The sequence below is a fragment of the Kluyvera huaxiensis genome (assembly GCF_040149365.1).
In the GTDB taxonomy this organism is placed as follows: Bacteria; Pseudomonadota; Gammaproteobacteria; order Enterobacterales; family Enterobacteriaceae; genus Kluyvera; species Kluyvera intermedia_A.
Genome location: NZ_JBEFLV010000005.1, coordinates 114,240 through 133,335, shown reverse-complemented (window position 1 = coordinate 133,335; position 19,096 = coordinate 114,240). Strand labels below are relative to the sequence as shown.

The following is a 19,096-nucleotide window of genomic DNA, read 5'->3' as shown; positions in this document are numbered from 1 at the left end:
TTCCCACCCCAAGGGGGGTAGGAAGCGTGCGCTGCCGGTTAAGGCGTCGTCTTTATTATTCGATGGATACGTTTTCGAAGTGGTGCTTACCTAATGGATCAACCACATAGCCTTTGACTTCTTTACGCACCGGCTCGTATACGGTGGAGTGGGCAACAATCAGCGCTGGCGCTTGATCGTGCATCACTACCTGAGCCTGTTTGTACAGTTCAACGCGTTTTTCGTGGTTGTCAGTCGCACGTGCCGGCTGAATCAGGTCTTCAAACGGCTTGTAGCACCAGCGAGAGTAGTTAGAACCATCTTTGGCGGCTGCGCAGCTGAACAGCGTCGCGAAGAAGTTGTCCGGATCCCCATTGTCGCCGGTCCAGCCCATCATGACAGCCTGGTGTTCACCGGCTTTCGCACGCTTGAGGTATTCGCCCCACTCGTAGGTCACGATTTTGGCCTGTACGCCGATTTTCGCCCAGTCAGCCTGAATCATCTCAGCCATGCGGCGAGCGTTCGGGTTGTATGGACGCTGTACCGGCATCGCCCACAGCTCAACGGTGAAGCCTTTATCCTGGCCCGCTTCTTTCAGCAGTGCCTTGGCTTTTTCCGGATCGTAGCTGTAGTCTTTGACGTCGTCGTTATAGCCCCACATGGTTGGCGGGATCAGGTTCTTAGCCGCAACGCCAGCACCCTGATAAACGGCTTTGATGATCGCTTCTTTGTTCACCGCGTAGGTCAGCGCCTGACGGACTTTCACGTCATCAAACGGTTTTTTCTCGGTGTTGAAGGAGAGGTAGCCCACGTTCAGACCAGCCTGTTCCATCAGATTGATGTTCTTGTCTTCTTTCATGCGCGCGATATCTGCCGGGTTCGGATACGGCATCACCTGGCATTCGTTCTTCTGCAGCTTGGCATAACGCACGGAAGCGTCAGGCGTGATGGAGAAGACCAGACGGTCGATCTGCGGCTTGGTGCCCCAGTAGCCCGGGAACGCTTTGTACAGAATACGGGAGTCTTTCTGGTACTGCTGCAGCTGGAATGGACCGGTACCGATTGGGTTCAGGTCAACTTTCTCCGGTGAACCGGCTTTCAGCATGTTGTCAGCATATTCTTTTGACAGAATAGAGGCGAAGTCCATCGCCAGGTCAGCCAGGAATGGCGCTTCTGGACGGGTCAGAACGAATTGAACGGTATTATCGTCGACTTTTTTCACTTCGCTAATCAGGTCTTGCAGACCCATGCCTTCAAAGTATTCATAGCTGCCGCCAGAGACTTTGTGGTACGGGTTTTGGGCATTTTTCTGACGGTCGAAGGAGAAGACGATATCGTCGGCGTTCATATCACGCGTCGGTTTAAAGTCTTTGTTGTCCTGCCACTTCACGCCAGGGCGAAGGTGGAAGGTATAGGTTTTGCCGTCTGCGCTGATGTCCCACTTCTCAGCCAGACCCGGAACGATTTCCGTGGTACCGGTTTTGAATTCAACCAGACGGTTATAGATTGGTACGGAGCTGGCATCATAGGTGGTGCCAGACGTGAAGAGCTGTGGGTTAAAGCCTTCCGGCGAGCCTTCTGAACAATAAACCAGGGTTTTCGCCTGTACGCTGGCAGCAACGGTCATAGCGACCAGGCTCAGACCCAGCTTCAGCATCCCTGACTTCTTCAAGGAAATACTCATTATTCTGCTCCAAAGTGATTTGTGTTGTTTTTACCCTTTGCATTGGGTTACACCGCCTGGCCTTTATTTGTGTTTTACCCGGCTTGGTCGATGTGTTGTAGAGGCGGGATTCCTTTCACTGGAACAACTGAGTTGCAGCGCGGATTCTCCATGAAATGCCCCTCATGCCCTACAATCTGTCAACAGAATGTGAAAACGTCAATACAGTTATCCGGGATTTGTATTGAAGGTGAGAATGGATGGGCAAAGATTAAAAAAACCCCGAAGGGCTATTTTCAGCAGAGAAATTTATGCTATGGGCACTAAAGCAGAGTTATTCACTTAATACTTTGCAACATCTAGTGATTAACAATTAGCCTATATGTGAAAAATTTATTTCGATATGATGAATATCTGAGCGATTAATGCCATGAACGTTAAAACGCACAGGGGAAAATGCTGGGCCGAGCCATAAGCAGCGTGAAAAAAGATTCGTCTATGCATAAAAAAAAGCAATGGAATATGTCACGAAATTGTGAACAAACAGGGGAAGAGTTTGTGGCATTGGGCCGTGGGGCTGCATCTTAGTTTTCGCCCCCGGGGAAGTTGATATCCCGGAGGCTAGACATAAAAAAACCGCTCAAAGAGCTAACACCGTTCACTTAAGTAAAGCGATTAGGGGAAACGCCGGGATTTGGTTCCCGGAGGGACGCCAAACCCGGTGGTCGCCCCGGGTATCTCAATCTTAAACTGACGGTGTTACTCAAAGAGCGGTTTTTTGTCTGGCCCGTGATTGTCCCGTCAAGAAAAAGCCATTACTGCGCTGTTACTGCCTTCTCAGGGACATGGCACCAGTTGTTGTACTCATTAATGCCACCGTTTGGCGAGGTGTAACCCAAACATCCCATAATGGTGTCGTAAAGCTCAACGTGACGCTTTGGCTGCTTCATCGCCGCCTGCTGTTGCAGGTAGGCGAATGAGCGAGCGTGGTCCGGGTTTTCCAGATACTTATCCGACATCCAAACCATCATTGGCACGCGGAACTGCTCAGGCGGTGCCATCTTGCGCGGCGTACCGTGCAGGCGCTCATGCTCGTTGATCGACTCCCCGTGGTCGGCGGCAAAGAAGACAATCGCCTTTTTATCGCGCATCTGGTCAAACACATTCACCAGGAAGTGGTCAACGTAGGTTATCGAATTATCGTAAGAGTTAATCAGCTCCGCCTTGGTGCATTTATCGTCCACGTTCACACACTCCGGCTGCCACTTCGCAAAACTGCGCGGATAACGCTGGGTGTAGTTAAAGTGCGAACCTTTGGTGTGAAGAATAATCAGATGTTTACCGTCCACACCGCTGCGCGCCAGCACGTTCTTGAGCTCATCGGCGAGCAGCATGTCATCCACGCTTTTGCCCCGGTTACGCGGCTCGGCGCCAATCTGCTCGCGATAGGCGATGTTATTCGCCATGGTGTTGCTGTAGAACCACAGCTCACTTTGCATCGCCATCAGATCGCCTGTGAAGCCCAACTGGTGCAGCACGGCAAACACGTTTTGCTCTTTGACCGTACGCTGCGGATTATCGCTGGCCCCACCCTGCCGCACGAACATACAGCGCAGCGACAGCTTGGTAGCGGTATCGCAAGAGTAGCCGCGGAACGCGACCAGGTTTTTCTCTTTGGCCAGCTCAGGCGTCGTATCACGCCCGTAGCCAAACAGCCCCATATGATCCCAGCGGGTCGTTTCACCGATAATAAACACCACGTAGGTGTCATCGATGCCCTCAGGCGCGACGTAGGTGAATTTTTTAGCCGGATCGATAAGCTCTTTGGTATCAAAAGATTCATCGATCTGCGTCCAACCGTACAGGCTCAGCGCAGAAACCCAGTTGCTCGGTAAATAGGAGTTTGCCAGCACGCCGCCGTAGCTTGGCAAATCAACCTGCGATAGGCGCTCACTCTCTTTAAGATGCAGTTCCATCAGGCGAATCGGCCCCCACACCAGCAGCGCACAAACGAGAATAATCGCCACGCTGCGTATCCGTTGGCCTGGCGTACGCAGCTGCTGTAGCAGCGTATCACGCGCGCCGTTAAGCCAAATGAACATCAGCGGCACAATACTGGTTATCACCAGCCATGAGATAAAATGCCAGCCCACCACCTCTTTGGAGAGATCCACGTCGGTGGTCATCACCGAGGCAATAATGCCGTAGCCAATAACCACATTCAGATTGGTCATGTAGTAGCTGGCACCGGCGGAAATCAGTACCACTAGCGTTGCCAGTACCTTCCACAGGGCACGCCCGCCCAGCGACAGCAAACGCAGCAAGAAAAAAGTCGCGAGCACGGGGCCAACAACTTCAATTGCAATGAAAATCCCTTTATCGACGCTAAAATCCTGCAGATACCCTTCAAACCGACGGACAAACACGGAATAGTTCATCAACCAGCCGATGTAAACCGCCAGCAGCATACACAGCGTCTGCTGGGACATCGCTTTTATATATTTCATGCAAAAACCCTGGGAAAAGGGAAAACCAAAGGCGGGTGGCAAACGACAGCAGTCAGTTGATCCGCGAATAAATGTCATGAGCCATTAAGGTCTCATATACAAGCGCGGTAAGTAGACAACAAGAAAGGGAAAAAGTATTCGTATGAAATGTGATCTGATCAGATATTTACAAAAAATATCTGACCAGAATTAACTTAGTAAGTGAGGTAATTATTTTTAGGCGTGAGCTTCGCGCAGAATTTCCGTTTTTGGCTGACGGATAGTCGTCGACAACGCCAGGGAAATAATCAGCAGAGCAAAGATAACGCAGAAGGTGACGTAGAAGCCGCCGAACAGCGAAGCAATCAGCGAACCGCAGATGCTGCCAATCCCGAAACCTAAGTAAATCACCCCGTAGTTTTTCGCCAGATTATTCAGGCCAAAGAACTCGCTCACCAGCGATGGGAAGACGGTAATGGTGCCACCGAAGTTGAAGGCCACACAGGCAATCGCGGCAAAGAAGGTCACTTCGTTAAGCGGGGCGAACAACAGCGCAGCCATGCCCACCAGGGAGATAATCTGGCCGATGGTGATAACGCGGATACGAGAGATTTTATCGGAAAGGATACCCAGGACCAGACGGCCGCTCAGGTTCGCAATCGAGATAATAGTCACGGCGTTGGCGGCAGTCGCCAGGTCCAGATGCACCATGCCCTGCGCGATATCTTTTGCTACACCGATAACATACAGGCCGCTCATGCAGGCGGTCAGGAACATCACTGCCAGCATCCAGTACTGTGGTTTACGCATGGATTCAGCCAGCGTGAAGTCGTTCTCCCTCACGCCGTTATGGCTGGCAACGGCCTGGTTTGGCGCGTCTTTCATCAGCATTGCGCCGAAGACAATCATCACCAGTACAATTGCACCCCAGATCATGAAGGTTTTTTCCAGGCCGACGGTTGCCAGCAGATGGCTGTCGATAAATTTGAAACCGAGGCTGCCTAAACCGTAAGAACCGATAGCAAAGGCGGAAATCAGCCCTTTACGTTCCGGGAACCATTTAACGCAGTTGGAAAGCGTTAACAGATAGCCCGCACCATCGGCAAGACCAACAATCACCCCGGCGCTCAGCCACAGCATTGGCAGGCTGTTCGCGTGGGCGGTCAGGAAGAAACCGAGACCCAGCAGAATACCGGAAGCCATAGTGACGTGCTTAACGCCAAAACGCTCCTGCAGCTTACCGGCGACTGAGGATGAAATAGCCAGGCCCAGGCTTAACAAACCGAAGGAGAACGCCACCTGGCTAACCGATGCATCCAGCTTGCTGGACAGCGCACTGTTGAACAAGCTCCAGGTATACACAGAGCCTAAAGCGAATTGGGTGATGATGGTGCCGAACAATGTCAGCCAGCGGGTATTATTTTTAGTTGCAGCGTTCATGATGAAGATGCCTTCGTAAATTAACTGCTGCCAACGATAACGAAGTTAGCATTTTTGCAGGTTGAAAAAGGCATGAAGTGCATTCAGGACGGAATGAAATGCATCAGCGGCGGAATGAATGACATTGAAAAAAATGACCTGCCGCTGATGTTGGTTAGAGAAACTAATGCTTTCAGAAGCGCGCGCTGACGCCCATGGTATAGAAATAGTTGACGCCGGTGGGCATATTGTCCGCCTGCGACAGTGCCGCATAGGCCGCAAGATGTGAATTCAGTAACATATCTGCGCCAACGGTAACATCTACCCAGCTACCATCCTGCAGCGCGGTAGGCGTACGATTAAACCCAGACTGGGCCTTCCACTGATTATCACCAAACTGCTGGTTATAGCTCACCTGCGCCCACGGCCGTATGCCAAGCCAGGTGTGTGAATCTAGCCGCCAGCCAAGCGTGCTAACGCTGGCATGCCACAATGGGTCGGTTAGCGACGTCGTGGTAATCGTATCGCCCGATTCATTCCACATAAAACCCGGCGAACCGTCATACCGCCATTGCGCCACCGGCCCGGTTGTCACGCTGCTGGTCAGCGGAAAATTCCAGCCAACGCTCATGGTTTTGGTCGCATCCAGCGGCATATTGTCCGGTGAATTGAGGTTCACTCCGGCGCCAGCCTGTACGGCTTTAATACGCTCCGCCAGAATGTCATCGTAGCGCGGTTGGTGATCGCTATCCCATGTATAGCGCTCGGCAGTATTACTTTGTGAGTCAGACACGATATATTCCTGTTGCCAGGCATTCGCATGTGGGGAAAATAACATCCACACGAAAACCGATGCCGGCGTAACATATCGCCAGGGGCCATTGCATTTCTTATTATTCATTAAGTGACTCCAGAGAAGAGCCAGATTCGGCAGTTATTGTTATGTTTTAAGGGACAGTTCCCTGTATTAACTATTACCTCTTTATTATCGGCGTCAAGAGAAGTGCAGGGTTTTATTATCGTGCGTGAGCCATTGGCAAAAAGGGAGAATCACATGCAGCGTTGCGGTTGGGTCAGTCAGGATCCGCTTTACATCGAGTATCACGATACCGAGTGGGGCGTTGCCCAAAGAGATAAGCAAAAACTGTTTGAAATGATCTGTCTGGAGGGCCAACAGGCCGGGCTGTCATGGATAACCGTGCTGAAGAAGCGCGAAAACTACCGTCAGGCCTTCCATCATTTCGACCCGGTTAAAGTGGCGGCCATGACCGAAGAAGACGTGGAACGTTTAGTGCTGGACGCCGGGATCATTCGCCACCGCGGAAAAATTCAGGCCATCATCGGCAACGCACGCGCGTTTCTGGCTATGGAGGCCAACGGCGAGCCGTTCACTGCGTTTGTCTGGTCATTTGTCGATAACACCCCCATCATCACCCAGGCCGCGACGCTCTCCGAAATCGCGACCTCAACGCCCGCGTCAGATGCATTATCTAAAGCTCTGAAAAAACGTGGCTTCAAGTTCGTCGGCACCACAATTTGTTATTCCTTCATGCAGGCCTGCGGTCTGGTCAGCGACCACGTAACGGGCTGCTTCTGCCATCCTGGAGTTCAGCATGATCAGAAAATGGAACACTAACCGGTTCGATTCTTTACTCGAGCTGTGGCTGGAAAGCACGACTTACGCACACCCGTTTATCGCCGAACAGTACTGGCAGGAAAGTCTGCCGATTGTGCGCGACACCTATCTCCCTGCCGCTGACACCTGGGTGTGGGAAGAAGAGCAGCAGCTGCGGGGATTTGTGAGCGTCATTCAGGGGCGCTTTGTTGGCGCGCTGTTTGTCGCACCGGAGTTTCTCCACCACGGCATCGGTACTGCGCTGCTGAATGTCGTTAAACAGCACTTTAGCGACCTCAGCCTTGAGGTGTACCAGAAGAACTGCCGGGCGGTAAATTTCTACCACGCGCAGGGTTTTCGTATTGAAGACAGCGCGTGGCAGGACGAGACCCGGCATCCTACCTGGATTATGCGTTGGCAGGCGGATTAAACGCCGTTAGCGTAAGCTCAGGGCCGTCATATTTTTCGACCCAGGCCAGCGCCGTGTTACCCGCGCAGCCGTTCCCCAGCCGCGAGCTGGGGATGTCTTTGGTGAGCACGTTTACCGCCCCATTTTTGCAAATTCCCCCCGCCTGAGGATCTAAATCTGGCCATGCGCCTTCATGCAGGCACATGACGCCAGGTTTAATGTCTTCACTGACCACCGCTCCGGCCAGCACCTGCCCACGGTGATTCCATAACCGTACGACATCCCCATCGTTGATTTGCCGCGCCCGGGCATCCTGAGGATGCAGCGTCAGCGGCTCGCGCCCGGCCACCGCGTACTGCTCGCGCAATGTTGTATGGTTTAGCTGGCTGTGCAAACGGTGCGCCGGGTGCGCTGACAACAGCTGAAGCTGCCCCGGCTGCGCATTGCCGTGCCACTCATCCGGCTCTAGCCACATCGGATGCGGCGGGCAGTCCGGATACTGGAAGCTGGCGATGCGCTCAGAGTAAATCTCAATTTTGCCGCTCGGCGTTTTTAGCGGGTTGGCCTGCGGGTCGGCACGAAACGCGCCAAAGCGCACGAACGCCGCGTTCTGTTCGCTTTCGGGCATCTCAATCAGTTCGTTGGCCTGCCAGAACTGTGCAAACGGCGGCAGCGTCACCTGCTGGCTGGCACCGCGCTCAGCGGCGATGTTGTAGAACGTTTCCAGCCACTGCAGCTCGCTTTTGCCTTCGGTATAACGCTCTCGCCCGCCAGGCTGCCAAAGCTCGCTCAGGTCAGCAAACACCTGCCAATCATCACGCGCTTCATCCTGCGGCATCACCACCCGTTTCATCGGCACCAGATGCTGGTTGCTGTAATCGCCGGTCATGGTGAGGTCATTACGTTCAAATGAAGTGGTAGCGGGCAGGACAATATCCGCATGCCGCGCCGCCGCCGTCCAGTTGCATTCGGAGATAACCACCAGCTCCGGCTTTTGCCAGGCGCGAATCAAGCGGTTGGTGTCCTGATGATGGGTAAAGTTAGCGCCGCCGGCCCACCAGACAAAGCGAATATCCGGGAAGTGGCGATCGAGACCGTTGTGCTGATACGGAGCACCGGGGTTTTCCAGCGCTTCAACAATACGCGCCACCGGGATTTTATCTACCGCATCAACGCCGCCCTGCACCGTGCCCTGCATTGAGGCCAGTACCGCAGCGCGGCGCGTCGGGTTGCCGCCGTTAGCAAAATGGTAAGAGAGGCCAAAACCACCGCCTGGGGTACCAATTTGCCCCAGCATGGCGGCCAGCGTCACCAGCATCCAATGTTTTTGCTCGCCAAACTGCTGGCGCTGCATGCCCCAGCCGGACATCAGCATGGTGGTATGTTGACGGAATATGTCTGCCAGTTCGCGGATTTTGTCTGCACTGATGCCGCAGATAGCTGCCGCCCACTCGGCAGTTTTGGCTTCACCATCGTTTTTGCCCTGCAGATAATCGGCAAACGTCGGGAAACCGGTGGTATAGCGCGATAAAAAGTCCGCATCGTGCCATTCGTTGACCAACAGCGTATGGGCGATACCCAGCATCATGGCCACGTCGGTACCCATATGCGGGGCAATCCATTCCATCGATTTACCGAAAAAGGCGACGGTTTCCGACAACATCGGATCGATGCAGATCAGCCGCTTGCCGCTTTGGCGCAGCTGCTCAAAATAGGGCAGCCCCTGTTCATCGGAAGCGTTCCATGAAATTTTCAGCGTATTCAGCGGATTAGCGCTCCACAGCACCACCACGTCCGAATGTTCCAGTACCATTGGCCAGCTGGTTTGCTGCTGATAAACCTCATTGCCGCCCACCACGTGGGGCATGATTGCCTGCGCCGCGCCGGTCGAGTAATCCCCAAGATGGCCGGTATAGCCACCGGCGAGACTCATATAGCGCTGAAGCAACGTCGCCGCTTTGTGTAACACGCCGTTAGAGCGCCAGCCGTAGGAACCCGCGAAAATCGACGACGGGCCATAACTATCGCGAATACGTCGGTGCTGGCGGTCAATAAGCGCCAGTGCATCATCCCAGCTTACCCGAACAAATTCATCCTGCCCGCGAACACCCTGCGGGCTGTCCGGTGACGCCAGAAAACCTTTACGCACCATCGGGTAACGCACGCGCGTTTTGCTGTGAACCTGTTCGCGCACCACGCTTTGCAGCGAGTTAGTGAACGAGGTTTCAAGCGCCCCCCGCGAGGAGAGAACCTGCTCGCCATCGGTTTCGACCCACATGGGTCCCCAATGGGCGGCGGTCAGAATAGTTTTCGTTGTCGCTGAATTTGCCAAGGTGTGCTCCTGGATAGCTGATGCAGGTGTTACGGCGATCTTTTCATCATCGCTCGAAATTATTTACAAAAAGATAAAATCTTCCGGGAATTTTCCCCGTTTTTGCACGTCATAATCAACCGCCACACCTGCCGTGGCAAAGAATAAAAAGGATTAAGGACATAAGATGAAAAAACGCATTTTCATGATTGCGGCTCTGGTGAGCGGCGCTATAGCGGTTTCCGGCTGTACCACTAACCCGTATACCGGTGAGCGAGAAGCAGGTAAAGCAGGGATCGGTGCAGGACTTGGTTCTCTGGTTGGTGCCGGCATTGGCGCACTGTCATCCTCAAAACATGACCGAGGCAAAGGCGCGCTGATTGGCGCCGCAGCGGGTGCTGCCGTTGGCGGCGGCGTGGGTTATTACATGGACGCGCAGGAAGCGAAGCTGCGGCAGAAAATGCAGGGCACCGGAGTCAGCGTCACCCGTAACGGCGACAACATCGTGCTCAATATGCCAAACAACGTCACCTTCGACAGTTCATCCTCCACGCTGAAACCGGCGGGAGCCAATACGCTGGTTGGCGTCGCGATGGTCCTGAAAGAGTACGAGAAAACCGCAGTTAACGTCATTGGCTATACCGATAGCACCGGCAGCCAGCAGCTGAATATGAAGCTGTCGCAGCAGCGTGCTGATTCCGTTGGCAGCTCGCTCATTACCCAGGGTGTCGCCGCTGCGCGCGTACGTACTTCCGGTATGGGTCCAGCAAATCCGATTGCCAGCAACAGCACCGAAGAAGGCAAAGCGCAGAACCGCCGCGTCGAGATAACGCTCAGCCCGATGTAATCTTTTTATTGCCGGGTGGCGCAATACCTCCCGGCAAAACACTTGCTTAGCCAGATTTTCGCGTTAAGGTGTTCACACTTTCAGGCGAGAGAACTTCCATGGCAAAATCAGCGCGCCCCACCATCAGCGATGTGGCAAAAGCCGCGAAAACCGGCAAAACCAGTATTTCCCGCTATCTCAATGGCGAAAAACATCTGCTCTCCGATGCGCTGCTCGCCCGCATTGAAACCGCCATTGCTGAACTCGACTATCGCCCAAGCCTGATGGCCCGCAATCTAAAACGCGGCCGTACCCGTCTGATTGGCCTTATCATCGCCGATATCACCAACCCCTATTCCGTCAATGTATTAAGCGGTATCGAAGCCGCCTGTCGTGAAAAAGGTTTCACCCCGCTGGTGTGTAACACCAACAACGAAGTGAACCAGGAACTGCACTATCTCGATCTGCTACGCAGCTATCAGGTGGAAGGCATCGTGGTGAATGCCGTGGGGATGCGTGAAGAAGGCCTGCAACGCCTGCAACAATCGGCGCTACCGATGGTGCTTATCGACCGAAAAATTCCCGATTTTGCCTGTGACGTGGTGGGGCTGGATAACACCCAGGCTGCGACAACTGCCACCGAACATCTCATCGAACAGGGCTTTGAAGCACTGCTGTTTATCAGTGAACCGCTGGGCACCGTCAATACCCGTCGCGAGCGTCTGAGCGCCTTTCGCGCCACCCTCGCCCGCTATCCTGGCGTGGTGGCAGACAACGCCGAAGTGCCGCTGGCGGAAAACACCCAGCTCGATAACACCCTGCGCCAGTTCCACCAGCAGCATCGCGGTATGCGCAAGGCGGTGATCTCCGCTAACGGCGCGCTGACTTTGCAAGTTGCCCGCTCGCTCAAGCGCATTGGTCTCAACTGGGGCAGCGATATTGGCCTGCTTGGCTTTGACGAACTGGAATGGGCGGAGCTGGCAGGCGTTGGGATAACTACCCTGAAACAGCCCACCTGGCAGATTGGCTACGCCGCCGTGGAGCAGGTTGTCCGCCGCATCGAAGGGGCAACTGAGACTATCCATGAACAGGTCTTTTCCGGTGAGCTGATCGTTCGCGGATCAACGGCGCGTTAACATTCCTTCGTGATGGTGATCATAAATTCAACACGGTGTGATTTTCTTTGGAACCGATTCCATTTAGCGTATTAGAAAGAGCGTTAGATTTGGAGTCCCTATGCAAAGAAGAATTATGGTGGTCACTGCCGCTTATGGCCATGACCCGGTACGCACCGCAGGCGGGCAAATCGCGATGTTGCCCATTATCGCCGGAGCTGGCGCTGACGGCGTGGAAATTCGTCGTGAAATGTTCACATCCGCTGAACTTCAGGCACTCCCCCAGCTAGCATCAGCCATTTCGGCGTCGGGCCTGCTAGCCTGCTACTCCGCGCCAGAACCCCTGTTCATGCAAAATGGCGTCCTCAATCCTAAGCTGCCTGAGTTACTTCACGAAGCCAACACGCTGAATGCGCTGTGGTTAAAGGTTTCGCTGGGCCATTTTAGCGACGCGGATGAGTTCAATACCCTGCGCGACTGGCTGGACAGCAGCGGAATGAAACTGGTGGTCGAGAACGATCAAACCTCCTGCGGACGGCTGCCTCCTATGCGACGCTTCAACGCCGCCTGCCACACGCAAAAACTTCCCGTGCAGCTCACCTTTGATATGGGCAACTGGCTGTGGGTCGGCGATACGCCGGAAGCCGCAGCAGAACAGCTTGCCCCGTCGGTTGGCTACATCCACGTCAAAGCCGCCGTTGCCCATCATGACAGCTATCGCGCGATCCCACCGGACGACGCGGATCCTCGCTGGTTACAGCTACTGAACAAACTGCCCATCGACGTCCCGCGTGGCATTGAATTCCCGCTGGAAGGGGATGACCTGACAGACGTTACCCGTCGCTACGTCGAATTATTACGTAAGGAGTAGGCATGAAGAATTCCCTGGATGTCATCACGATTGGTGAAGCAATGGCGATGTTTGTTGCCACCCAGACCGGTGATTTAGAAGAGGTTGAGCAATTCATCAAACGCGTGGCGGGAGCGGAGCTCAACGTCGCCACCGGCCTGGCGCGACTGGGACTGAAGGTTGGCTGGGTCAGCCGCGTCGGTAACGATAGTTTTGGCCGCTTTGTTCTGAACTCACTGCAAAAAGAAGGAATTGATAGCCGTGGCGTCACGATTGATGACCACTATGCAACCGGCTTTCAGCTCAAATCTAAAGTCGAAAATGGAACCGATCCCATTGTGGAATATTTCCGTAAAGGGTCGGCAGCCAGCCACCTTAGCGTTGGCGATTACCACGAGGCCTACTTCGCCAGCGCCCGCCATCTCCATTTAAGCGGCGTGGCCGCAGCGCTTTCCGCCAGTTCTTATGAACTGCTGGCGCACACCGCACACACGATGAAGGCGCAGGGCAAAACCCTCTCGTTCGACCCGAACCTGCGACCGGTGCTGTGGAAAAGCGAAGCCGAGATGGTAGAGAAACTTAACCACCTTGCGTTCCAGGCCGACTGGGTTCTGCCGGGGTTGAAAGAGGGGATGATTTTAACCGGCCAGCAAACCCCGCAAGGTATTGCCGATTTCTATCTGCAGCGCGGCGTCAAAGCGGTGGTGCTGAAAACCGGGGCCGACGGAGCCTGGTATAAAACCGCCAATGGCGAACAGGGCTGCGTTGCACCGGTAAAAGTGGACAACGTGGTGGATACGGTGGGGGCTGGCGATGGTTTTGCGGTAGGGGTTATCAGCGCCCTGCTGGAAGGTCGCACGCTGCATCAGGCCGTGACCCGCGGGAACAAAATTGGCGCACTGGCGATTCAGGTTCAGGGCGACAGCGAAGGATTACCCACACGTGAAGCGTTAGGTGAATAACGTCACGTTACGATAACCGCCACCCTGTACCCTACATGCAGCGGCGGCAAAGCGATAATAGAGGCAGGTCTATGAACAGCTCAACAAACGCAGCAAAACGTTGGTGGTACATCATGCCCATCGTGTTTATCACGTATAGCCTGGCGTATCTTGACCGCGCGAACTTCAGTTTCGCCTCCGCCGCCGGTATTAACGAAGATTTAGGCATCACCAAAGGGATCTCCTCCCTGCTGGGCGCCCTCTTCTTCCTCGGCTATTTCTTCTTCCAAATTCCCGGGGCGATTTACGCCGAGCGCCGCAGCGTGCGTAAGCTGATTTTCGTCTGCCTGATTTTATGGGGTGGCTGCGCCTCACTCACTGGGATCGTCAGCAACATTCCAGCGCTGGCGGCCATCCGCTTTATTCTCGGCGTGGTCGAGGCGGCGGTAATGCCGGCGATGCTCATCTACATCAGTAACTGGTTTACCAAATCAGAGCGTTCGCGGGCGAATACCTTCCTGATCCTCGGCAACCCGGTGACGGTGCTGTGGATGTCGGTGGTTTCCGGTTACCTGATTCAGGCGCTCGGCTGGCGTGAAATGTTCATCCTCGAAGGTTTCCCGGCGGTCATCTGGGCATTCTGTTGGTGGGTGCTGGTAAAAGACAAACCATCTCAGGCGGGCTGGCTCACCGAGTCAGAAAAAGCGGCATTGCAGGCGCAGCTGGAGCGTGAACAGCAAGGTATCAAGGCGGTGCGTAACTACGGTGAGGCTTTCCGCTCACGCAACGTGATTCTGCTGTGCATGCAGTATTTTACCTGGAGTATTGGGGTTTACGGGTTCGTTCTGTGGCTGCCATCAATTATTCGTAGCGGCGGCGCAAACTTAGGCATGGTAGAAGTCGGCTGGCTCTCTTCCGTTCCTTATCTCGCCGCGACGGTGGCGATGATTGTGGTGTCGTGGGCCTCCGATAAGCTGCAAAATCGCAAGCTGTTCGTCTGGCCACTGCTGCTGATTGCCGCTTTTGCCTTCATCGGTTCCTGGGCCGTGGGTGCCAATAACTTCTGGCTCTCTTATACCCTGCTGGTCATCGCCGGTGCCGCCATGTACGCCCCGTATGGTCCGTTCTTCGCCATCATTCCTGAAATGCTACCGCGCAACGTTGCCGGGGGCGCGATGGCGTTGATTAACAGTATGGGCGCGCTGGGCTCGTTCCTGGGTTCCTGGTTCGTTGGCTACCTCAACGGCACCACCGGCAGCCCGTCCGCATCGTACATTTTTATGGGGGTAGCGCTTTTTACCTCAGTATGGCTAACTCTGACTGTTAAGCCTGCTAATCATCAACAGCTGCCGGTTGGCGCACGCCACGCTTAAATTTTAACTTACGGAGATTCGCATGAAGCCGTCCATTATTCTCTATAAAGCGTTACCTGACGATTTACTGCATCGCCTGGAAGAGCATTTTACCGTGACCCAGGTGGCTAACCTGCGTCCGGAAACCGTCGCGCAACATCAACAGGCTTTTGCCGAGGCTGAAGGCCTGCTGGGCTCCAGCGAAGCCGTCAATACCGCCCTGCTGGAGAAGATGCCTAAGCTGCGTGCGACCTCAACTATCTCCGTAGGTTACGATAACTTTGACGTGGACGCGCTGAATGCGCGCCGCGTATTGCTGATGCACACGCCAACCGTCCTGACCGAGACCGTCGCCGACACGCTAATGACGCTGGTGTTAAGCTCCGCCCGCCGCGTAGTGGAAGTGGCCGAGCGGGTGAAAGCGGGCGAATGGACGAAGGGTATTGGTCCGGACTGGTTTGGCATCGATGTGCACCACAAAACGCTGGGCATCGTCGGGATGGGCCGTATTGGGATGGCGCTGGCGCAGCGCGCCCATTTCGGCTTCAACATGCCGATTCTGTACAATGCCCGTCGCCAGCATCCGCAGGCGGAAGAGCGCTTTAATGCCCGCTACTGCGATTTAAATACCCTGCTGGAAGAAGCCGATTTTGTCTGCCTGATCCTGCCGCTAACCGAAGAGACGCATCACCTGTTTGGTGCCGAGCAGTTTGCCCGCATGAAGTCCTCCGCCATTTTCATTAACGCCGGTCGTGGCCCGGTAGTCGACGAAAATGCGCTGATCGCTGCGCTGCAAAATGGCGAAATTCATGCCGCGGGTTTGGATGTGTTCGAGAAGGAACCGCTGCCGGTCGACTCACCGCTGCTGAAGTTGCCGAACGTGGTGGCGCTGCCGCATATCGGTTCCGCCACTCACGAGACGCGCTACAACATGGCGGCCTGTGCTGTGGATAACCTGATTGATGCCTTGCAGGGGAAAGTAGAGAAGAACTGCGTGAACCCGCAGGTCGCGGGGTAAAACGAAACAGCCCGGCGGACGCCGGGCTGCATGAATACTTATTTGGTCGCGTTCACTGCCGCAGTCCAGGCCTGACTAAATGCCTGATGCTGCGATGCCAGCGGCCCAATCAGCGTATTGTACTGGCTTGCCTGTTGTGACGTCGGGAACTGAATACCGTTAGCCACAAAGCTCACCTGAGTGCCTTGCTGAGCGACAAAATCGCCAACCTGCACCAGCTGCTGGGTAAAGATCTGTGCAGCAGGAATCAGCGGCTGCAGCGCGTCGGACGGCGCAGTAACCACTTTGCTATACACCTGGTCAAACACCGGCTTCAGATCGTCGGCCTGTTTCAGCGCGGAATGTGCGGCATCAGCCTGCATTTTCGCATTCTGCAGCTGCTGGCTCAGTACGTTCAGCGAACCATTGGCCTGACGCAGCGGCTCGCGCTGAGTCATATAATCCTGCGGTACGCGAATCGCGTTAACGCTATCAACGACCGGGCGTAAACCCGCGTCCATCGCCTGGCTCACCTGCTGTGAATAGCCATAAATGACGGCATAGTCGGAAACAAACGGCCCGAACTGTTTTTTCTGGTCAGCTGTCAGCGTCGGCAGACGTTCACCACCACGCATCACCGTATTCTGCAGGAAATCGACGAATGCTTTACGTTGATCGCCTTCCTTATCAAAACACCCACTCAGGCTAACAACCATCAATAACGCCGCAATAGGCGCAAACCAGCGAGAGCAGGACTTTCCTGTCGCCATTTTCTTACTCCTTCAGCCAAAAAAAGCGCAAACCGGCACACGCGTGCCTAACGGTGACAAGGATAGTCCAGAGCCGCGTCGCAAGATACCTTTTTCACACCTTCCCAACGGGTTCCGCTGAAATGTTAATAAGGTGTTGCATTCATCACATTTATTGCAATGCGCTCCATTCACCAGAAAACATTTAATTTACTGATATATATTATATTTTAATTAAATCACGGCAGTCATTACTGGCAGGAGAACGATAATCGCACACTTCCGTTTGGCAATGCATTGTGGGACGCGCGGGTAAGTGATTTTATTTAGTGAACGATTAACGACATTACGTTCGATAATCGCCCAAACATCTCGATACCCGCGAGAGAGATAAGAGATATCAATCCGGCTCTCTCACATCGCTTAGCAGGAATTGCCGCATGACTACACAAACAACCACGGATATTCAGGCTTTTATCAACCGCCATCCCTTCTCTAAGTACCAGTGGATGATTCTGGTGCTGTGCTTCGTCACCGTCGCCATGGATGGATTCGATACCGCCATTATCGGTTTTATCGCCTCTGACCTCGTTCAAGAGTGGGGTGTACAGAAATCCGATCTCGGCCCCGTCATGAGCGCCGCTCTGGTGGGTCTGGCATTCGGTGCGCTGACCGCCGGACCAATGGCCGACCGAATCGGACGTAAGAAGGTGCTGGTATTGTCGATTCTGGTATTTGGCGGTTTCAGCCTGATCACCGCCTTCGCCACATCGTTAACGCAGTTGACCATCCTGCGCTTCTTAACCGGTCTCGGGCTGGGCGCAGCGATGCCAAACGCTGCCACGCTGATGAGCGAGTACGCGCCGGAACGTCGCCGCGCGTTGCTGGTCAATTTGATGTTCGTCGGTTTCCCCATTGGTTCTTCCATGGGCGGATTTATCTCTGCCTGGATGATCCCTCATTACGGCTGGCAGAGCGTGCTGGTTCTCGGCGGCGTGATGCCCCTGGTGCTGGCCGTCGCGCTGATTTTCTTGTTGTCAGAGTCTGCCCGTTATCTGGCGGCAAAGAACAAATCCCAGCGCGAGATCGCGAGCGTGCTGCGCCGTATTGCACCGCTGCCTGACAACACGCAATTCGTATTGCAGGAGACGGGACAGATCAAAGATAAGTCCGCGCTTGGCGTCATCTTCTCGCCGCGTTATCTGGTGGGAACCATCATGCTGTGCCTGACCTACTTTATGGGGCTGCTGATTTTCTATCTGCTGACCAGTTGGCTGCCGTTGCTGATCCGTGAAACCGGCGCATCGTTAAGTCAGGCGTCGGTCATCACCGCGCTTTTCCCGCTGGGCGGCGGCATTGGCGTTCTGGTCCTTGGCGCGCTGATGGATAAAATCAATCCCAATAAAGTGGTTGCAGTTGGCTATTTGCTCACCGGCGTCTTCGTCTGTCTGATCGGTTTCGCCACGGACAACCTGGTGCTGATGGGAGTTATGGTCTTTATCGCCGGTACCATTATGAACGGCGCGCAGTCGTCAATGCCGGCGCTAGCTGCAGGCTTTTATCCAACGCAAGGCCGTGCAACTGGCGTCGCCTGGATGCTGGGGTTGGGACGTTTTGGCGGGATCCTGGGAGCGTTCAGCGGCGCATTCCTGATGCAGGCCGAGCTGTCCTTTAAGACCATTTTCGCCCTGCTGGCGATCCCTGCGGTGCTGTCTGCTATCGCACTGATGGTGAAATACGCGGCCAGCAAACGTCAGTTGAATCACGCAGACAAGGCCCCGGCCTCTCTGCCGGAATCTGTGCAAAAAGTATAAAATTCGCCCCGGCAGTAGCACTGCCGGGGCGAAATGACATTTTTTTACATTTCGCAGAAAACAAATTAATCTATTATAAATCAATTAATTAAACTAAAAACACCACCACTAAAACGAAGCGGCATCAGAAAGTTTATGCGGATAACGTTTGCTTTCCAGATAAGAAGTATGCGTTAATGCATGCACGGTTTGACGTACAGACCACAAAGCAGTGAGTAAAGCAGTTCCCTTCAAGGTTATCCATTGGTACCCCTCGTAGCGACATTTTCTTTACGCTTTTAAATTCTGTAAAGCATGCCATAATGCCGTAAGGCTCACTTAATATTTAAAGGTAATTTCTATGTCCGGTAAAATGACTGGTATCGTAAAATGGTTCAACGCTGATAAAGGTTTCGGCTTCATCACTCCTGATGACGGTTCTAAAGATGTATTCGTACACTTCTCCGCTATCATGAACGATGGCTACAAATCTCTGGACGAAGGTCAGAAAGTTTCCTTCACCATCGAGAACGGCGCTAAAGGCCCAGCAGCTGGCAACGTAACTTCCCTGTAAGTTAACGCCGCTAAGAA

The 19,096-nt window shown here is 54.1% G+C and carries 16 protein-coding genes; 10 read left to right on the top strand and 6 right to left on the bottom strand.

The features are described 5' to 3' along the window. Nucleotides 1–55: 55 nt before the first annotated feature. The 4 genes from dppA to ABOC97_RS07405 all read right to left on the bottom strand — a co-directional run bounded on the left by dppA (nt 56) and on the right by ABOC97_RS07405 (nt 6,448). Nucleotides 56–1,663, bottom strand: a complete 1,608-nt coding sequence (gene dppA / locus ABOC97_RS07420; RefSeq protein ID WP_349595815.1) for a dipeptide ABC transporter periplasmic-binding protein DppA — start codon at nt 1,661–1,663, stop codon at nt 56–58. Between the two features lie 794 nt (nt 1,664–2,457). After that, nucleotides 2,458–4,149, bottom strand: a complete 1,692-nt coding sequence (gene eptB / locus ABOC97_RS07415; RefSeq protein ID WP_349595813.1) for a kdo(2)-lipid A phosphoethanolamine 7''-transferase — start codon at nt 4,147–4,149, stop codon at nt 2,458–2,460. A gap of 216 nt (nt 4,150–4,365) precedes the next feature. After that, nucleotides 4,366–5,568, bottom strand: coding sequence for an L-lactate MFS transporter (locus tag ABOC97_RS07410; RefSeq protein ID WP_349595810.1), 1,203 nt, complete (start codon nt 5,566–5,568; stop codon nt 4,366–4,368). Nucleotides 5,569–5,740: 172 nt separating this feature from the next. Further along, nucleotides 5,741–6,448, bottom strand: coding sequence for an autotransporter domain-containing protein (locus ABOC97_RS07405; RefSeq protein WP_349595807.1), 708 nt, complete (start codon nt 6,446–6,448; stop codon nt 5,741–5,743). 153 nt (nt 6,449–6,601) lie between these two features. On the opposite strand from ABOC97_RS07405, the gene tag reads away from it, so the two are divergent. Continuing rightward, nucleotides 6,602–7,183, top strand: coding sequence for a DNA-3-methyladenine glycosylase I (gene tag / locus ABOC97_RS07400; protein ID WP_349595804.1), 582 nt, complete (start codon nt 6,602–6,604; stop codon nt 7,181–7,183). Further along, complete coding sequence (locus tag ABOC97_RS07395) at nt 7,161–7,592, top strand: N-acetyltransferase (protein ID WP_349595802.1); 432 nt, start codon at nt 7,161–7,163, stop codon at nt 7,590–7,592. The genes tag and ABOC97_RS07395 overlap by 23 nt, the downstream gene beginning before the upstream one ends. On the opposite strand, the gene ABOC97_RS07390 is transcribed toward ABOC97_RS07395, so the two are convergent. Then, nucleotides 7,570–9,849 carry a molybdopterin guanine dinucleotide-containing S/N-oxide reductase gene (locus tag ABOC97_RS07390; RefSeq protein WP_459253818.1) on the bottom strand — a complete coding sequence of 760 codons (2,280 nt, stop codon included), beginning with the start codon at nt 9,847–9,849 and terminating at the stop codon, nt 7,570–7,572. The two genes, ABOC97_RS07395 and ABOC97_RS07390, sit on opposite strands and share 23 nt — an antisense overlap. Before the next feature lie 220 nt (nt 9,850–10,069). Between ABOC97_RS07390 and ABOC97_RS07385 the strand changes: the two genes are divergently transcribed. The 6 genes from ABOC97_RS07385 to ghrB all read left to right on the top strand — a co-directional run bounded on the left by ABOC97_RS07385 (nt 10,070) and on the right by ghrB (nt 15,984). After that, on the top strand, nt 10,070–10,729 hold the full coding sequence (locus ABOC97_RS07385) for an OmpA family lipoprotein (RefSeq protein ID WP_349595799.1): 660 nt from the start codon (nt 10,070–10,072) through the stop codon (nt 10,727–10,729). Between the two features lie 98 nt (nt 10,730–10,827). Next, nucleotides 10,828–11,844, top strand: a complete 1,017-nt coding sequence (locus ABOC97_RS07380; protein WP_349595796.1) for a LacI family DNA-binding transcriptional regulator — start codon at nt 10,828–10,830, stop codon at nt 11,842–11,844. Nucleotides 11,845–11,944: 100 nt separating this feature from the next. Then, nucleotides 11,945–12,694 (top strand): sugar phosphate isomerase/epimerase family protein, encoded by a 750-nt coding sequence (locus ABOC97_RS07375; protein WP_349595792.1) that lies wholly within the window; start codon nt 11,945–11,947, stop codon nt 12,692–12,694. Between the two features lie 2 nt (nt 12,695–12,696). Continuing rightward, nucleotides 12,697–13,635 carry a sugar kinase gene (locus tag ABOC97_RS07370; protein WP_349595789.1) on the top strand — a complete coding sequence of 313 codons (939 nt, stop codon included), beginning with the start codon at nt 12,697–12,699 and terminating at the stop codon, nt 13,633–13,635. 71 nt (nt 13,636–13,706) lie between these two features. Further along, nucleotides 13,707–14,987 (top strand): MFS transporter, encoded by a 1,281-nt coding sequence (locus ABOC97_RS07365; RefSeq protein ID WP_349595786.1) that lies wholly within the window; start codon nt 13,707–13,709, stop codon nt 14,985–14,987. Nucleotides 14,988–15,009: 22 nt separating this feature from the next. Next, nucleotides 15,010–15,984 (top strand): glyoxylate/hydroxypyruvate reductase GhrB, encoded by a 975-nt coding sequence (gene ghrB, locus ABOC97_RS07360; RefSeq protein WP_349595782.1) that lies wholly within the window; start codon nt 15,010–15,012, stop codon nt 15,982–15,984. A gap of 38 nt (nt 15,985–16,022) precedes the next feature. On the opposite strand, the gene ABOC97_RS07355 is transcribed toward ghrB, so the two are convergent. Further along, nucleotides 16,023–16,733 carry a DUF3053 domain-containing protein gene (locus tag ABOC97_RS07355; protein ID WP_234501892.1) on the bottom strand — a complete coding sequence of 237 codons (711 nt, stop codon included), beginning with the start codon at nt 16,731–16,733 and terminating at the stop codon, nt 16,023–16,025. A 419-nt stretch (nt 16,734–17,152) separates the two neighbouring features. On the opposite strand from ABOC97_RS07355, the gene ABOC97_RS07350 reads away from it, so the two are divergent. Together ABOC97_RS07350 and cspE are read left to right on the top strand one after the other, a co-directional pair. After that, nucleotides 17,153–18,526: an MFS transporter gene (locus ABOC97_RS07350; RefSeq protein WP_349595778.1), complete on the top strand. Its 1,374-nt coding sequence runs from the start codon at nt 17,153–17,155 to the stop codon at nt 18,524–18,526. 340 nt (nt 18,527–18,866) lie between these two features. Further along, the gene (gene cspE / locus ABOC97_RS07345) at nt 18,867–19,079 is read left to right on the top strand and encodes a transcription antiterminator/RNA stability regulator CspE (RefSeq protein WP_061284519.1); all 213 of its coding nucleotides are present in this window, start codon (nt 18,867–18,869) and stop codon (nt 19,077–19,079) included. Nucleotides 19,080–19,096: the final 17 nt, after the last annotated feature.

Excerpts from the sequence above, each read along its gene's own strand:
- ABOC97_RS07370 (WP_349595789.1), top strand. The coding sequence starts at position 12,697 with ATGAAGAATTCCCTGGATGTCATCACGATTGGTGAAGCAATGGCGATG.
- ABOC97_RS07355 (WP_234501892.1), bottom strand. The coding sequence starts at position 16,733 with ATGGCGACAGGAAAGTCCTGCTCTCGCTGGTTTGCGCCTATTGCGGCG.
- eptB (WP_349595813.1), bottom strand. The coding sequence starts at position 4,149 with ATGAAATATATAAAAGCGATGTCCCAGCAGACGCTGTGTATGCTGCTG.
- dppA (WP_349595815.1), bottom strand. The coding sequence starts at position 1,663 with ATGAGTATTTCCTTGAAGAAGTCAGGGATGCTGAAGCTGGGTCTGAGC.
- ABOC97_RS07365 (WP_349595786.1), top strand. The coding sequence starts at position 13,707 with ATGAACAGCTCAACAAACGCAGCAAAACGTTGGTGGTACATCATGCCC.
- ghrB (WP_349595782.1), top strand. The coding sequence starts at position 15,010 with ATGAAGCCGTCCATTATTCTCTATAAAGCGTTACCTGACGATTTACTG.
- ABOC97_RS07395 (WP_349595802.1), top strand. The coding sequence starts at position 7,161 with ATGATCAGAAAATGGAACACTAACCGGTTCGATTCTTTACTCGAGCTG.
- ABOC97_RS07380 (WP_349595796.1), top strand. The coding sequence starts at position 10,828 with ATGGCAAAATCAGCGCGCCCCACCATCAGCGATGTGGCAAAAGCCGCG.
- ABOC97_RS07385 (WP_349595799.1), top strand. The coding sequence starts at position 10,070 with ATGAAAAAACGCATTTTCATGATTGCGGCTCTGGTGAGCGGCGCTATA.
- cspE (WP_061284519.1), top strand. The coding sequence starts at position 18,867 with ATGTCCGGTAAAATGACTGGTATCGTAAAATGGTTCAACGCTGATAAA.
- ABOC97_RS07390 (WP_459253818.1), bottom strand. The coding sequence starts at position 9,849 with ATGTGGGTCGAAACCGATGGCGAGCAGGTTCTCTCCTCGCGGGGGGCG.
- ABOC97_RS07375 (WP_349595792.1), top strand. The coding sequence starts at position 11,945 with ATGCAAAGAAGAATTATGGTGGTCACTGCCGCTTATGGCCATGACCCG.
- ABOC97_RS07410 (WP_349595810.1), bottom strand. The coding sequence starts at position 5,568 with ATGAACGCTGCAACTAAAAATAATACCCGCTGGCTGACATTGTTCGGC.
- ABOC97_RS07350 (WP_349595778.1), top strand. The coding sequence starts at position 17,153 with ATGACTACACAAACAACCACGGATATTCAGGCTTTTATCAACCGCCAT.
- tag (WP_349595804.1), top strand. The coding sequence starts at position 6,602 with ATGCAGCGTTGCGGTTGGGTCAGTCAGGATCCGCTTTACATCGAGTAT.
- ABOC97_RS07405 (WP_349595807.1), bottom strand. The coding sequence starts at position 6,448 with ATGAATAATAAGAAATGCAATGGCCCCTGGCGATATGTTACGCCGGCA.